This window comes from Carboxylicivirga marina (assembly GCF_016612505.1).
Taxonomy (GTDB): domain Bacteria; phylum Bacteroidota; class Bacteroidia; order Bacteroidales; family Marinilabiliaceae; genus Carboxylicivirga; species Carboxylicivirga marina.
Map to the genome: position 1 here is coordinate 1 of NZ_JAENRR010000091.1, position 16,695 is coordinate 16,695.

Here is a 16,695-nt window from a genome sequence, read left to right on the forward strand (position 1 = left end):
GCAGTTGAAGATGACTCCTTAAATTAAATATTGAGTCCATTTCTTCTTAAATTTGGTTCATGAATTATTCAGGCTAAATGATTGTAAGAAATAACCCATAAAGAAATTTGGATCAGCTTCTAATGCCTTTTGATTTAACTTCTCCAATTTGGCAAACTCAACATCGTAAAAAGCATCCATTGCTTCGGTGTATAGCACCTTGGCTTCTTTTGACTTTGTGGTAGCCGGCAGATACAAATCTTGCCCAATCAGAGGTGTAACCATTCCTAAAAGCAAAACTGTTAGCAGTACTTGCTTCATTAAAGTAATCTTTTTCATGACAGGTGTTTTTATGTAAATATCAGGACATTATACATCCAAAATACTTTTTTGTCAATAACCTGAAAGTGGTATGTGGGTGCAAAGGGTCATTGCCTAAAAACAAAAAGGCCTTAAGATTTCAAAAATCCTAAGGCCTGTATTGAGTTTGCTAATCTCTACTTCGTCATAGAAGGAGGCAGCTGTGTTGTACCCCAATCCTTATTTGGAGAGCCTCCCATAACAAGTTTCAGTTCGCCACCTTTCATCATTTCCTGGTGATTAAACCATGAACGTTCAAGTACTCTTCCATTAAGTGATGCACTTTGGATGTAAATATTTTCAGGTGAGTTATTTTGAGTAGATATCACAAAGTTCTTACCATTGGCTAATGTAATTTCAGCTTCGTCAAACAATGGCGAACCGAGAATATAATTACCATCAGCCGGATTAACCGGATAAAAACCCATAGAACTTAATACATACCAGGCCGACATCTGACCACAATCCTCGTTTCCACACAACCCATCAGGTTCGGTGGTGTACATCGTGCGGTGAATTTCATCAACTCGCTCAGCCGTTTTCCAAGGCATGCCTACATAGTTATAAGCATAAGCTACGTGGTGACTAGGTTCATTACCCTGCGCATACTGTCCGATTAATCCACTAATATCAGGCGATGCATGTTCGCCCTTAACAGCTTCATCGATGGTAAAAAGAGAATCGAGTTTTGTAACAAAGCTTTCAGTACCGCCTTGTAAATTAACCAGACCTTTGATATCGTGTGGTGCAAACCACGAGTACTGCCATGCGTTACCTTCTACATATTCATCATCGCGGTGCGACGAGAATAATGGATCAAAGTCTTTTTTCCACTCGCCATTGGCTAATTTACCACGCATAAAACCAGTTGATGCATCGAAGTGATTTTTATAATAGCCAGCTCTTTTAATAAATGTTTGATATACCTCATCATTACCAAGTGACTTGGCCATTTGAGCAATACACCAGTCATCATAAGCATATTCCAGGGCTTTTGATACCGACTCATTTTCTAAATCAGCTGGAATGTATTCGTACTCACGATAGAATTTTAAACCCTCAATGTCAGCCATTGCGCTGGCTACCATCGCTTCCAGTAATTCGTTGCCATCAATATCGGTAATTAAGCCTTTTTGCCAGGCATCAGCAATCACAGGAATTGCATGATAGCCAATCATACATCCGGTTTCGTTACCTACCAATTCCCACACAGGCAGTAAACCACCCTCGCGATATATGGCCATAAACGAATGAATAAAATCACGCACTTTATCTTCCTGAACAATGGTAAACAATGGATGACTTGCACGGAATGTATCCCATAGTGAAAATACAGTATATCGCTCAAAACCTTCCGCTTTGTTAACCTTCCCATCTAAGCCTTTATACTCGCTATTATGATCAGAATGCACATAAGGAGCAATCATGCTATGATACAATGCTGTGTAAAAAATGGTTTTCACATCTTCTTCAGCCGTTGTGACTTTTATCTTCTCCAATTCCTTCTGCCAAATATCAGATGCTTTCTGTCGTTGAGCCATAAAGTCCCAACCCGGCATTTCCTTTTCAATACTTAATCGGGCACCATCAATACTTGCCGATGACAAACCAACTTTCATCAATAAGGGCCCCGTCAAAGTCTTATCAAAAGATAGTACAGCCCGGGTATCAGTTCCTTTTAATTCAGCTGAAGACTTTACTTCACCGCCCTCAACAACACTAAAGTTTTGAACTGACTGATTGGTTTCTATCACAAAATACAGCCATTGTTCTTTAGCCCAACCTGCTGATTTACGATATCCAACAAACCGTGTATCCGATTCTTTTTTAATGTAAGTATCAATTGGTTTGTCCCAGTTAATGGCATGGCCTAAGTCGATAATAACTGAGCGTTCGCCTTCTCTAAAGGTGTATTGGTGCATCCCGACGCGTCGCGAAGTTGTTAATTCAGCTTTGATACCTGAGTTTAGCAGGTCAACCATGTAGTAACCCGGCTCTGCCATTTCTTTATCGTGAGTATAATCTGCTTTGTAGTTTTGAAGAAACGACCTTCCGCCTGCTGTTGTGTCTGAAACAACTTTTTGATTCGTTGGTAAAATCAATAAATCGGCTAAATCGCCAATACCTGTCCCACTCAGGCACATATGAGCAAAACCCACCAACTCGGTTGATGATGTGTGATAACCCGAAACCCAATCCCAGCCGTTTACACCATTAACCGGACTCAGCTGCACCATGCCAAATGGTGTTGTAGCACCCGGAAAAACGTGTCCGTGCCCACCTGTTCCAATAAATGGATCAACATAAGTGGTTAATCGCACTTCATTTTCTTCCTGCTGACATGCCAACAGCGAAACGATTACCAATACGGCGAATAAAACCTTTGCTTTCATGCTTAGTTTTTTTTATAAAAATCATTATTAATCAAACACAACTATCGTTGAAATGAATAAGGGCACAAAACAAATTGCACCCTTTATGTCTATTGCTCAACCTGCTCCAACTCTTTCCAAACCACAGCACTTGCACCCAGTACAGCAATTTTAGCACCGTCTAGTTGCGATGGCAGTAACTGCACTTTATTGCTGTATAAAAAGCATATATTCTCTTCCATGTATTTCTTGGTTGGCTTAAAAATATAATCGCCTGCTTGTGCCAATCCTCCGAATAAGAATACAGCTTCAGGACTTGAGAATGCCACAAAATCGGCAATGGCTCGTCCTAACATTTCACCAGTACGCTCAAATGCCTCAAGAGCTAATTCATCGCCTTTTACAGCAGCATCATACACCATTTTAGAAGTAAACTGTCCTGATGGCACCATACGCAAATCACTCGTAATTTTAGTATTGGCATTAAGTTCAGATACTGTTCGACAAATACCAGTTGCTGACGCATATGTTTCGAGGCATCCATTTCTTCCGCAACCACATTCACGACCATCGCGTTCGGTAATGACATGGCCCAATTCGCCCGCAAAACCATCGTGCCCAAGCACCAATTTATTGTTTACCACAATACCACTTCCGACACCAGTTCCAAGCGTAAGCATGATAAAGTTGCCCATACCTTTGGCTCCACCATACATCATCTCTCCCAAAGCTGCCGAATTGGCGTCGTTGGTTAATGCAATAGCCGGATAATCGTAATACTCACGTAACAAATTAACAAAAGGCACCACATCTCCCCAGCCCAGGTTGGATGCGCCTACAATCTCACCAGTATAGTAGTTACTACTTGGTGCGCCTACACCAATTCCCATTACTTCCACTTCTTCTTCAAGCTCGTAAACTGTTTCATTAATTTTTGCACTGAGCACATCCAGGTAATTCTTTACATTGGTATTGGTCAGAGTAGGTGTCGATGATTCGGCCAACAGATTACCAGCTCGATCAACAACTCCAATTACAGTATTGGTTCCGCCAATATCAATACCAATTGCTACTTCTTTCTTCATCTCTAAAAGAATTTAGTTTTTTAATTAAACACTTGTTGTTTTTTGGTTATTGAGCAAAAGTAAAAGCGCATTTATACTTTGCCCAGCTATAGATAAGATATAATAACCATCTGCAACAAGAAACGATAGCTTACGAAACGAATAACTATACTATTGAAACGATTGTTGTATCTCAAAAATATGTATTAATAGAGTATCAATAAGGTAAAATTCTATGAAATAAGTCGTTTTGATTCCGTTTATACGTAATTTGAACAAGAGACCACCATTGGGCTTGCAACTATAAAAAAGGCTTTGTTACATTCCCTTTCCAAACAAGCCCTTTTGACGACCTTGTCGTTTACCAAAAAAATAGGTCAAATCAAAAAATGGTAATAGAGCTGTTCCATTGGTATCAGTGTAATTAGCAATTGACAATAGGTAACCCACCGAAAAAGAGAATTGTGGTAAAACAAGTGTTTGTAATTCAACATGATGTTCCAAAGCACTATTTCCTGAAAAATCGCCTCTGAAATATTTAAAACTACCCCCCAGCATCAATAAAGGTGTCATCTGCCAGTCAGCTCTGGCTTTTACATATGCCGAATAACCCGAACCCGTTAAAGCAGGACTTCTATTGGCCAAAAAGTGACCTTCCATTTCCTTTAAATCAGAATCACCAAAGGGTACTCCAAAATCAATGCCCAATCCACCTGTTAGAATAATATATGGTTTATCGCGACCACATCGCTCATTGTTTAATATTAATCGCGATACCAATATTTCATTTTTAATGGATAAGATAAACGGTATATCTTCAGCATTATCAACAATAGAACTGTAGTTCTTTTTATTGGCCCAGTTCAACCCCGGTGTAGCTGAATAGAGCCCATGCTTGCTTGACACATACCATTTATTATTTCGCCATCGCTTTTTAAGGTAAACATTGGGCATCCAATAATTAAGTAATATTACTGATGATAATTCAAGCCCCGGTTTTAAGCCATAGCGCGATGGATTAACCAGAGAAATATTGGTAGCTCCATCATATACCGTATTTGCCGTTTCGCCATGCCAAAGTAAGTCATCCCGATTATCATTTCGCCTGGCTCCCATCGGTTGTTTCGGGTTAAAAGCATTCATATCATCTTGCTCAAATGCTTGTTGCTGGCGCTTTTTTATTTCGCGTTTCGAAGTACCTTTATTTCGCTTAAACTTCTTATTGCTCTGAGCATCATTAGGCCCAATAGCTATAAATAGTATTACAACAACAATGATATATTTAAATGTCGGCATATCTTGAGTACTTATAATCAGAACGCAAATAAACAGCTTATAGTCTTTCGGTGTGAGAATAATAGATGAGTGTGTTTAAAAACTTGATGAACTTTCTATGGCCAAACAAGTTTATATCAAGTTCTTCGAAACCCAGGAAACTTTTAACGCATTTTAAGTTTCCTCAGGATAAAAAGTTTATACATTTGCACAATGGAATCGAAACGCCTGGAAATTACCAAAAATGCGCTTAAGCTTTTTTGCCAGTATGGTATTAAAAGTGTGAGTATGGATGACATTGCCCGCGAGCAAGGCATGTCAAAAAAAACCCTTTACCAGTTTATTAACGATAAAAATGACTTGGTTGAGGCAGCACTGCAAGTCGCATCGGATCAAGACTGCAAAGTGATGGTAGTATTTAAAAGAAATGACCTAAATGCCATTGAACAGTTTTTTGAATTTAAAACAATAATGGAACCGCACATTGGACAGTATCAGCCAACCATCATGTTTGACCTAAAAAAATACTATCCCAATGTTTTACAGGAGTTTCAGAGCAAGCAAAAAGATGTAGTGATTGAAGCATACTCCAGCAATATCATACAAGGAAAAAAAGAAGGTAACTACCACGATGATGTGGATGAAAGCATCATTGCCCGTCTTCTATTTGCCCACCATATTTTCACTTTTGATGATTCAAATGGTTTGTTCTCCTCAAACGATTTAAGGAATATGGAACTATTTTCTGAGATTTTTAAATACCACTTCAGAGGTATTTGTACTCCAAAAGGTTTAGAAGAAGTTGAACGACTATTTTGCGAAAACAATGAAGAAAACAAATAAACACACAACTATGAGAAACAAACTAACAACCATGGCACTTGTTATGCTCTGCCTGCTACCTTTGCAGGCACAAACAACAAGTGATTCATTATCCTTTTCTTTACAAGAGGCAATGAATTATGCCACCGAAAATGCTTTTCAGAGCAAGAGTGCCACTTACGACATTGAAGCTGCTGAGAAGAAAGTATGGGAATACATTGCCATTGGTTTACCACAGGTTAATGCCGAAGCACAACTAACCGATAACCTATCGATTCAGGAAAATGTTATCACCATGACTCCTGAAGATGGCTCTGATCCCATTAAATTAAAAACGCAATTTGGGCAACAATACAACTGGAATGCTACAGGTAACGTTAGTCAGCTTTTATTTGACGGAAGCTACTTATTGGGTATTCAAGCAAGCCGCATTTATGTAAACATTAGTGAGAAAAACAAAACGAAAACTCAAATTGATGTACGCCAGTCTGTAGCCGAAGCCTATTACGTTGCTTTGGTTGCTAAAAAAAACTTAGAGACTTTTAAAAAGAATCTAGAAGTGAATGAGCAGACACTGAAAGAAACAGAGGCCTATTTTAATAATGGTTTTCGCGAGATGACGGATGTTGACCAACTTAAGCTAATGGTTAATAACTCACGTAACTTAGTACTGGATGCCGAACGCCAACTGCTAATTTCAGAAGCTGTGCTGAAATACTCAATGGGTGTAAGCATCGAACAAGCCATTAAACTGGTTGATGATATCGACTTTTTATTAACGCCGGTTGAAGCTTACCTTCCACAGTCCAATACTTTTGATGTTAAAAGCCACATCGATTATTCGATTCTTGAAACGCAGGAAGAAGCGCAAAAAACCATAGTAAAAAATGAACGCGTACAATACTTGCCCAAGATCAATGCTTTTTACAACATCAGCTACATTGAGTTTGGCGATGAGTTTAGCAACATGGACAATACAAATTCACAAATGCTAGGTTTATCATTAACCATGCCTATTTTTCAATCGGGTAAGCAAAGTGCAAAAGTAAAGCAGGAACAGATTAACTACCTGAAATTGCAGAACGACATGCGCCAGATGGAAGAAGGTTTGAAGCAACAACTGATGGTGGCTGAATCTAATTTTAAAAATGCACAAGCCACTTACCTGAATGATAAAGAAGGCGAAGAAATAGCTTTTCGCATTTATGATCGCACACGCGTAAAGTTTATAAAAGGCTTGGCTTCAAGTACCGAATTATCGCAAAACGAAGGACAATATATTCAATCACAAATCAGCTACATCCAATCAACACTAAATTTATTGAATACGCACATTAAGTACAAAAAAGCTATCAATCAACTATAAAACTTACAAACCCAAATTAAAAAGCATATAATGAAAAAACTATTAATACTTCCGCTTATCGCCTTAATGGTAGCTTGTTCTGCAGAACAAGGCGATGACAATCAAGAAAAAAAAGAGCAACTTAAAGAATATAAAAAGGAGTTGAGCGAGCTAAAGAAAAACATAGCCAAGCTTGAGAAAGAACTTTCACTTGACCGAAAAGAAAGCGTAATAAATGTGGTGGCTACAGCCATTGAAGAGGGGTTATACGAACACTTTGTTGATGTAACAGGAAAAGTAAAAGCCGACAAAAACATTGTTATTAGTCCTGAGACTGCTGGTAAAATTATATCAATTAACGTGAAAGAAGGCGACCGTGTGAAACGCGGAACCATTTTAGCCCGACTAAACACGGAGATGACACAACGCTCACTTCGTCAGATTGAAATTAACCTGCAACTGGCCACGACTACTTATGAGCGTCAGGCCGATCTTTGGGAGCAGAACATTGGTTCTGAAATGGAATACCTTCAGGCAAAATCGAGCAAAGAAGCTTTAGAACAACAAAAAGAAGCTTTAGAAGCTCAATTGGATTTAGCTGTTATTCGCGCACCAATAGATGGTGTGGTTGATGAAATTATTCAACGACAGGGTGAAATGGCCGGGCCTCAATTACCCTTTGCTCGCCTTGTAAATATCGACCATGTATACATTACTGCTGATGTTTCAGAAATATATTTGCAGCAAATCAAAGCTGGCGATCGCGTTGATGTTGAATTTCCGGTAATTGAAAAACAAATAAACGCACGCATCTATCGTTCATCGGCAGTTATTGATCCAGCCAGTCGAACTTTTAGAGTCCGTATTGACATGACCAATAAAGCCAATGACGTTAAGCCAAACATGCTGGCCATCCTGAAACTGAGTACTTTCGTTGCAGAAGATGCCATTATTGTTCCGTCTATACTTGTGAAAAAAGACTTTAGCGGTGAATTTATTTTCGTTGCCGAGGAGGTTGAAGGAAAGCTGCGCGCCAAGAAACGTTACATCGAAACTGGCATTAAAGACAACAATAACACTCTGGTAACAAATGGGATTCAACCAGGTGACAAAGTGATCACCAAAGGTTATGCACAAGTTGTTGATGGCTCTGCTATTTCTATTTAATCTCTATTGCAATGTCAAGCTACAAGATTAGGAAACTAAACACTCATTCCCCCACTCCTTTCGGGCATCTCCCCAAGGGGAGAATATGGCAGTATACCAATCATCCCCCGGGGGAAGTGCCGAAAGGCGAAGGGGGAAAAACTGAAAGTAGTATATACCGTTTAAAGCATGATATTTCCTTAGCCTAAATCAAATTTCAAATGCAAGAAGAAAATATAAAACATAAAGAAAAAGTGTCGACGCGGAAGTTTAAACCCACGTTTATGGCACTGGCCAACAAAAATACCATTTACATCCTCACCTTCTTTCTGATAGTGGCTGGATGGATGGCCTACGTTAGCATGCAACGCGAGCAGTTTCCTGAAATTGTTATTCCTACGATTTCGGTAAGTACCCCTCATCCCGGTAACAGTCCGCTTGATATCGAAAACCTGATTACCCGTCCGCTTGAGAAAGAACTGAAAGACTTGAATGGTGTTAAAAAAATGTCATCTAACTCTTTTCAGGATATGAGTTTGATCATTGTCGAATTTGAGACTGATGTGTCTGTTGATCAAGCCAAATTGGATGTTAAAGATAAGGTGGATAAAGCCATCAGCGAATTACCTGATGACCTGATGGATGAACCCATTGTGGATGATATCGATTTTTCAGAATTCCCAATATTGAACATCAACCTTTCGGGTGATTACAGCCTCTATGAGTTAAAGAAATTTGCCGAGGGTTTGCAAGATGAATTCGAAACTTTGCGCGAAGTGCGCGAAGCCGATATCCGCGGTGTCGATGAGCGGGAAATAAAGATTCATGCCGATCCACACCGTATGGCTGCCTATGACCTGACGTTTCAGGATATCGAATTTGCTGTACAAACCGAAAACTTTACAGTAGGTGCCGGCGAGGTAAAAGTCGATGGTACTCGTCGCTCGATTCGTGTACAGGCCGATTACACCAACATGGATCAGATACGCAACACCATTGTAAAAGAGATTGATGGTCGTGTGGTATACATCAAAGATGTGGCTGAAGTCATAGATGGTTTTGAAGAACAGAGCACTATCTCGCGCCTCGACCACAAATCGGTGGTGACGCTATCCATTGTTAAGAAAAGTGGTCAAAACCTCTTGGATGCGACGGATAAAATTTTAGGCATCATTAAGCAAAAGCAGGAAAGTGAAACCATACCAAAAGATTTGACTGTAACCATTACCGATGACCAATCGGTTTTTGTTCGTGATCAAATCAGTAACCTGGAAAACAGTATTTTTTTAGGGATGATTTTTGTGATGATCGTCCTATACCTATTTCTTGGCTTACGTAACGCCATCTTCTCGGGCTTGGCCATTCCTATGTCTATGATCATCTCGATGATGATCATCAAGCAGATTGGTTATACCATAAACACCATGGTTCTTTTCAGTTTGGTATTAGCATTGGGTATGTTGGTCGACAATGCCATTGTGGTAATTGAGAATGTTTACCGGATGATGCAACACGGTGTAAAACCAGAAAAAGCGGTTAAGAACGGAACCAGTGAAATTGCTATTCCGATTATTTCATCAACAGCCACTACATTGGCTGCCTTCTTTCCTTTGGTATTCTGGCCAGGCATCGTGGGTAAGTTTATGAGTTATCTGCCTATTACCCTAATTATTGTATTGGCTTCATCATTATTTGTGGCATTGGTATTAAACCCTGTGTTTGCTTCTCAGTTTATGAAGCTTGAAGATGTTCGTGAGGAAAAGAGCTTTCGCAAGTATTTTATTGTAACTGGCATATTAGCAGCAATGGGCGTTGTAAGCTACCTGAGTGGCAGCATCTTGTGGGGTAACTTACTGGTTCTTCCTTTCATAATAACCACTCTAAATAAGTACGTACTAAAGCCATCGGCCATTAAGTTTCAGCATACCTTCCTACCAAAGCTGGAAAATATGTATGAAAATACTTTACGCAGGGCTCTTGGAAGAAGTACAAGTAAGTGGTTACTATTCGGTTCTTTAGGTTTATTCGTCTCCTCCATTATGTTTTTTGGAGCCATGAAACCAAATGTACATTTCTTCCCAGAGAATGAGCCACGTACAATATACGTTACCATGGAATTACCATTGGGAACAGATATTGGAGTTACAGATGAAGTAACCAAAAATGCTGAAGATATTCTTTATAGCACACTTGACCCGTATATGGATATTGTTAAGTCGGTAGGTGTGAGTGTTGGTAATGGTAAGGGTGGACTATTCGAATCGGGTCGATCGGCTAACAAATCATTAACAGCCATCACATTTCTTGACTATCAGTATCGACAAGGACATAGTACGCGTGACATCATGTCGAAACTATCTGAGGCATTTGATGGATTTATTGGAGCCAAAATATTTATTGAGAAAGAAGATAACGGACCTCCGGTAGGTAAGCCGATAAATATCGAAATAAGTGGTGATGATTACGAACGTTTAATCCTTTTAACAGAAGACGTTAAGCAAGCTATTAATGAAGATCGCATCGAAGGCATTGAGAATTTAGAGATGGATTTAAATACCAATAAGCCTGAAATGCAGTTATTTATTGATCGTGATAAGGTACGACGCATGGGACTTTCAACCCAGCAGGTAGCTTTGGCTTTACGTACATCATTATATGGTAAAGAAATAAGTAAATACAAAGATGGTGAGGACGAGTTTGATATTATGTTACGATTACAAGACAAATATCGTTACGATGTATCAACGCTGATGAACCAAAAAATGAAAGTGGATAAGAACGGCGTTATTTCCTTAATCCCAATATCTGCAGTGGCTACCTATGAGTATGCCTCAACCTACGAAAAGATCATTCGAATTGACAATACACGGGTCATTACATTAGGTTCAAATGTAGTGGAAGGCTACAATGCCAATGCCATTAATGCACAGATTAAAGAGTTGCTAGCTGAATACCAGATGCCGGCCAACTACAACTGGAAAATGACAGGTGAACAGGAAAGTCAGCAGGAAACATCAGATTTCCTTGTTGGAGCTTTACTATTCGCGCTGGCGCTTATTGCCATGATTTTGATTACACAGTTTAACTCCGGAGCTAAGCCACTTATAATTATCGGTACTGTTGGTCTAAGTACCATCGGCGTATTTATGGGGCTAGGTGCATTCCAGATGGACTTCATCATCTTAATGACAGGCGTAGGTATTGTATCGCTTGCTGGTATCGTGGTAAACAATGGTATTGTACTGATTGACTACATTGATTTAGTACGTGGTCAGGTTAAAGAACAAAAAGGACTGGATGCAAAAGGGCGGTTGAGTCGTGAAGATGAGATCGACAGCATCGTGCGAGGCGGAAAAACACGTTTACGCCCCGTACTTCTTACGGCTATCACAACCATATTGGGACTTATCCCAATGGCTGTTGGTTTAAACTTCGACTTTTTCAGCTTGTTCACCCAATTAGATCCAAACATCTATTTTGGTGGTGACAATGCCGACTTCTGGTCACCAATGGCCTGGACCGTTATCTTTGGTTTAAGTACCTCAACCGTGTTGACCCTAATTATGGCGCCGGTGATGTACAATCTGGCTGTTAGAGTTCGTAATCGCCTGGTGAAAGAAAAAGTGAGCGCGTAAAAGCTTGCTCATTCGAAATATTGAAACGGCTCTCATTTCTGAGGGCCGTTTTTTTTTATATGTTATTACCCAATAATTATCTGGGGAAGAGGAGATTTAAGGTTAGACCGAAATACATAAACTACCTGCTCGATCCCATCAATAAATTGTTTATTGCACTCAAGTCTTTCTTGCCAATACTTATATCAAGTTCAGGCTAATTTGCTAGCGCAGGTATTAACGCTGGCAAAAACAAAGTTAATATATCAAAGGCGATTGACGCACTAAAACGTAGGAACAAACAATTTCGAAAAACACATTTTACTTTTGTGCTCTATGATATTTACAGCTAGGTAAATTACCTATTTTCAACAAATATACACTTTACTGGAACAAATATATTTATGACCTGTTATACCCCCTAATATTATAGAGGATTATAACAATATTGAAAGTAATGAACAAACAATCCATTGAAATTAACACAAAGCTTGAGTGGAAATCAGAATTTGACACTGATATTTTTAGAATTGACTTAGAGCATAGAATATTTTTAGAATTAATTGACTCTTTTCGAATAGGAATACTTAACAACTATGACGATGAGAGGTTATTAAGGATGATAAATGAAATAGAAAAATATCAAGAGTTTCATTTTACGAGCGAAGAGAATTTTTTGATAGATATAGAATATCCTAATACGCACAAACATCAGCTTATTCATCTCGATTTAATGGAGAAGTTGAATATTGAGCGCCACAACACGCGTAATTTTAATGAATATTTGAATTTTATATATAATTGGTTTGTGTCACATACTTTAACTGAAGATAAGAAGATATCTGATTATATCAAAGACAACAAAATTGGGACTAATACCTTCAAAAATATCAATATAAATGATGGAAAGTAGTGTGAGGAATGTTTTAATTGTAGATGATATAATTGATAATGTTAAGATTATTGAAAATTTATTATTAAAAAATGAAAGGGTTAACACATACATAGCAACTTCAGGAGAACAGGCACTTGGTATTAGTAGAAATATATGTTTTGATCTAATGCTTATCGATGTGCGAATGCCAGATATGGATGGTATTGAAACAGTTCGAAAACTAAAAAGTCAAACGCCTAATAAAGATGTTCCAGTATTGTTCTTAGTTGCCAAAATGGATAAGGATGGTATATCAAGAGTTTTTGAAAACGGTGGAGCAGATATTATCTATAAACCATTTCATTACGAGAGTTCACTTGCCCGAATAAAAGTGCATCTCGATGCTTTTTGTCAGAAAATTCAACTAAAAAAAATGCTGAAGGTGAGAGATCGTTTCTTCACTGTTTTGGCACATGACCTAAGGGCTCCTTTTACCTCCATTTTAGGACTTTCGGAAATATTACATCACAGATTTGATCAACTAGATCATGAAGATAGAAAGACGCAACTGAAAGTGTTATATGAGAGTTCGAACAAAGCATTTGAACTACTTAGTGAGTTGTTAGAATGGGGTGCTAATTTAAAATCAGTAATGACTTTTAATCCAGAACGACAAAATTTGTTAGCGATTGTAGAGGAATGTCAGACTATTTTAAAGTATTTATTGAATGAAAAAAATATCTTATTTGAAACTTCTGTAGATAAGGCTTGTGTGGTAATGGCAGATCAAACATGCTAAAAACCATTCTAAGAAATTTCATTTCAAATGCTATCAAATTCTCGCCGCAAGGAAGCACTATTCGTGTTGAAGCAACTGAAAAAAATAATGAAGTTGAAATACTTATATCTGATAAAGGTATAGGCATGGATGAGGACACCATGGCAACAATTTTTAAGATGGATAATGTGGTATCCAATGAAGGCACCAATGGAGAAATTGGATATGGCTTTGGCTTATTAATTTGTAAAGATTATATCGAGCAACATCAAGGTCGAGTATGGTGCGATAGTACCATTAACCAAGGCAGTGATTTTTACTTTACATTACCTCTAAAAAAGTAACATTTAATTGTTTTCATTCCAATGAATTTTGGCCAATATAAGACAAGTGGCGCTTGCAAAACAGACCAACAACTAATTATCAAAACTGTGTATGAAAGAGTTAGATAACTTTGATATTTTTCCATGGAATAAGAATTTTGAAACAGATATCGAAATCATTGATAAGCAGCATATGAAGTTGATATCAATAGTTAATCGTTTAGCTATACATGTAGTACAGCATTCTTCCATATCAATACTAGATTCAATTTTTGACGAATTAATACAATACACTGACTATCACTTCAAAACAGAAGAAGAATATTGGCATGCTAATATGAAAGAATGCCATTGGAGTGATGAACATTCAAAAACACACAAAAATTTTATCAATGAAATTATAAACCTCAAAAATGAAAAAGGTGACCTTTCTGAACCTCAGGTAACTCAAGAGCTTTTGTCATTTTTAACCAATTGGTTAGCTTATCATATTTTAGACTCAGACAAGCGCATGGCTATTGCCGTTGGGCATATGAACTCAGGGTATTCATTTGAAGAAGCTAAAGGTCTTGCCAACGATGCGATGTCAGGATCGATGAAAACCCTTATCGAAACAATATTGAAAATGTATGATAATCTTTCTGTTCGAACGATTGATTTGTTACGTGAAAAATCAAGGCGTAAAAAAGCTGAACAGGAATTATTATCAAGTGAAAAGCGTTGGCAATTTTTGTTAGAAGAAACTGATGAGGCAATATGGGAGTGGGATATTAAAAATAAAATAGGAAGCTCAATATACAATAGCCCTTTTTATAGTTTTCTGGTTAAAAATGAACAAACGAGTAAGGAGGAGATCATAAAAATTCATCCAGACGATATTGAACATGTAAAGAGTGAACTAGTTAAGCACTTAGATGGAAAAACAAATTTCTTCTCTACCGAATATAGAGTATTGCGAAAAAACAAATCTTGGTCAAGGATTTGTTCAAAGGGTAAAGTGGTGGAGCGAAATAAGCAAAATGTTGCTATAAGGATGCTTGGAACCCATGCTGATATTACAGAGCGTGAACTAGGTTCGTTAATTTATTATCAAAGTCATCAATCTATTGTAATTGCTGATTCTAATTGTGAGATCACAAATGTGAATCCTGCTTTTTTTGAAACAACAGGTTATACAAATAAAGATATGGTTGGTCAAGAGTTACTCTCGTGGATTGATAAAACAAAAAATGAACAATTAATAAACCAGCTGCAAGATATACTAAAATATGATGGTCAATGGAGTGGAGAATTAATAGGTAGCAAAAAAACGGGAGAAAAGTTTACTGCATGGGCTAAAATATTTCCTATTGGGGTAAAAGATAAAACGGTTGAGAGCTTTGTCATTATTTTCACTGATATATCTGACAGGAAGGAAGTAGAGACGCAACTGCTTAATGCAAAGAATAAAGCCGTTGAGAGTGACATTTTGAAAACAGAATTCATTAATAATATGTCACATGAGATAAGGACTCCTATGAACGGTATTATCGGCTTTACAAATTTATTAAAGGCAGAAAACACATCTGAGAAAGATAGGTCTAGCTATATTGATATTGTTCAAAGTTGTGGCACTCAGCTTCTGGGAATTATTGATAATATTCTCGAAATTTCAAAACTTGAAACAAAACAGGTTAAACTTGTTGTAACAGAGGTGAATTTGAATGAGCTGATTTTAAATCTCTTTTCCAGTTATAATGCAAGGGCCGTCGATAATGGTATACAATTATATATCAAAAAAGAAGCTAAAGTTCAAGAGTGTAAAATACTTGCAGATGAAAACAAACTATATACGATACTTAATCATTTGCTTGATAATGCTTTCAAGTTTACGAGTCAAGGTTCCATTGAATTGGGATATAGCACGGATTTAAGTGGGACTTCTCCTAAAATATCAATTTATATCAAAGATACCGGGATAGGAATACAAGAAGAATATCAGCACTTAATATTTGAACGTTTTTCTCAAGAGAAAAAAAATCTTACGGATAAGGTAGGTGGCTTAGGTTTAGGCTTATCAATAGCCAGAGAAAATGCAAGGTTAATGAACGGAGATATTGAAATGATATCAGCGCCGGGAAAAGGAGCAACATTTATTGTTACCCTGCCTTATAACACTCCAGTAAATAAAGTATATGTACCAGAAAAAAAGATAAATAACACTGAGTTTGTCGTACTGATAGCAGAAGATGAAGAAATAAATTCGATTCTTTTGGAAACCTATTTGAATAAGATGGATTTTGCGTGTCTAGTCATTACCGTTAGGGATGGAAAAGAAGCAATTGAAGTGTGTCAAAACAGGCATGTTGATATTATTTTAATGGATTTAAAAATGCTTAATGTTGATGGCTTTGAAGCAACTGAGAGAATAAAAGAACTATATCCTAGAATGCCAATAATTGCACAAACTGCGTATACAGAAGAGGAGGATGAACGTAGGGCTTTAAATGCTGGGTGTGATGATTTTATCACAAAGCCAATTATCCAGAAGAAACTTGAAGAACTTATGCTTAAGCACCTTACGATAGATAAATAGTTGTCAGACGAATAGATTCAATACTTTAGAGTTCATCTAAAGTAATATTGAATTCTTTCTTTATATATAGATAAAGACTGCATCATTACTTTTGCTCTTTTCGTTCCAAAACTGGACCACTATTGCAGCGGTTATAATTACTTTTAGTTCCTTGCTGCCTATTGAAAT

At 37.7% G+C, this 16,695-nt stretch carries 12 protein-coding genes; 8 read left to right on the top strand and 4 right to left on the bottom strand.

The window, feature by feature from the left end:
- Positions 1–57: 57 nt before the first annotated feature.
- The 4 genes from JIV24_RS20680 to JIV24_RS20695 form a co-directional block, all read right to left on the bottom strand.
- Positions 58–318, bottom strand: a complete 261-nt coding sequence (locus JIV24_RS20680; protein ID WP_200466989.1) for a hypothetical protein — start codon at positions 316–318, stop codon at positions 58–60.
- A gap of 158 nt (positions 319–476) precedes the next feature.
- Positions 477–2,732, bottom strand: coding sequence for a GH92 family glycosyl hydrolase (locus JIV24_RS20685; RefSeq protein WP_200466990.1), 2,256 nt, complete (start codon positions 2,730–2,732; stop codon positions 477–479).
- 89 nt (positions 2,733–2,821) lie between these two features.
- Positions 2,822–3,796, bottom strand: a complete 975-nt coding sequence (locus JIV24_RS20690) for an ROK family protein (protein ID WP_200466991.1) — start codon at positions 3,794–3,796, stop codon at positions 2,822–2,824.
- Between the two features lie 297 nt (positions 3,797–4,093).
- Positions 4,094–5,071: a hypothetical protein gene (locus JIV24_RS20695; RefSeq protein ID WP_200466992.1), complete on the bottom strand. Its 978-nt coding sequence runs from the start codon at positions 5,069–5,071 to the stop codon at positions 4,094–4,096.
- Between the two features lie 192 nt (positions 5,072–5,263).
- Here JIV24_RS20695 and JIV24_RS20700 point away from each other — a divergent pair, with 192 nt between their 5' ends.
- The 8 genes from JIV24_RS20700 to JIV24_RS20735 all read left to right on the top strand — a co-directional run bounded on the left by JIV24_RS20700 (position 5,264) and on the right by JIV24_RS20735 (position 16,527).
- Positions 5,264–5,893 (top strand): TetR/AcrR family transcriptional regulator, encoded by a 630-nt coding sequence (locus JIV24_RS20700; RefSeq protein WP_200466993.1) that lies wholly within the window; start codon positions 5,264–5,266, stop codon positions 5,891–5,893.
- Positions 5,894–5,903: 10 nt separating this feature from the next.
- Positions 5,904–7,238, top strand: a complete 1,335-nt coding sequence (locus tag JIV24_RS20705) for a TolC family protein (RefSeq protein WP_200466994.1) — start codon at positions 5,904–5,906, stop codon at positions 7,236–7,238.
- Between the two features lie 30 nt (positions 7,239–7,268).
- On the top strand, positions 7,269–8,384 hold the full coding sequence (locus JIV24_RS20710; RefSeq protein WP_200466995.1) for an efflux RND transporter periplasmic adaptor subunit: 1,116 nt from the start codon (positions 7,269–7,271) through the stop codon (positions 8,382–8,384).
- Positions 8,385–8,584: 200 nt separating this feature from the next.
- Positions 8,585–11,998: an efflux RND transporter permease subunit gene (locus JIV24_RS20715; RefSeq protein ID WP_200466996.1), complete on the top strand. Its 3,414-nt coding sequence runs from the start codon at positions 8,585–8,587 to the stop codon at positions 11,996–11,998.
- 436 nt (positions 11,999–12,434) lie between these two features.
- Positions 12,435–12,890, top strand: a complete 456-nt coding sequence (locus JIV24_RS20720; protein ID WP_200466997.1) for a bacteriohemerythrin — start codon at positions 12,435–12,437, stop codon at positions 12,888–12,890.
- On the top strand, positions 12,877–13,650 hold the full coding sequence (locus tag JIV24_RS20725; RefSeq protein ID WP_200466998.1) for a hybrid sensor histidine kinase/response regulator: 774 nt from the start codon (positions 12,877–12,879) through the stop codon (positions 13,648–13,650). Before JIV24_RS20720 ends, JIV24_RS20725 begins: the two co-directional genes overlap by 14 nt.
- Positions 13,644–13,973 (top strand): sensor histidine kinase, encoded by a 330-nt coding sequence (locus tag JIV24_RS20730; protein WP_200466999.1) that lies wholly within the window; start codon positions 13,644–13,646, stop codon positions 13,971–13,973. Before JIV24_RS20725 ends, JIV24_RS20730 begins: the two co-directional genes overlap by 7 nt.
- A gap of 91 nt (positions 13,974–14,064) precedes the next feature.
- Positions 14,065–16,527 carry a bacteriohemerythrin gene (locus tag JIV24_RS20735; RefSeq protein ID WP_200467000.1) on the top strand — a complete coding sequence of 821 codons (2,463 nt, stop codon included), beginning with the start codon at positions 14,065–14,067 and terminating at the stop codon, positions 16,525–16,527.
- Positions 16,528–16,695 lie beyond the last annotated feature (168 nt).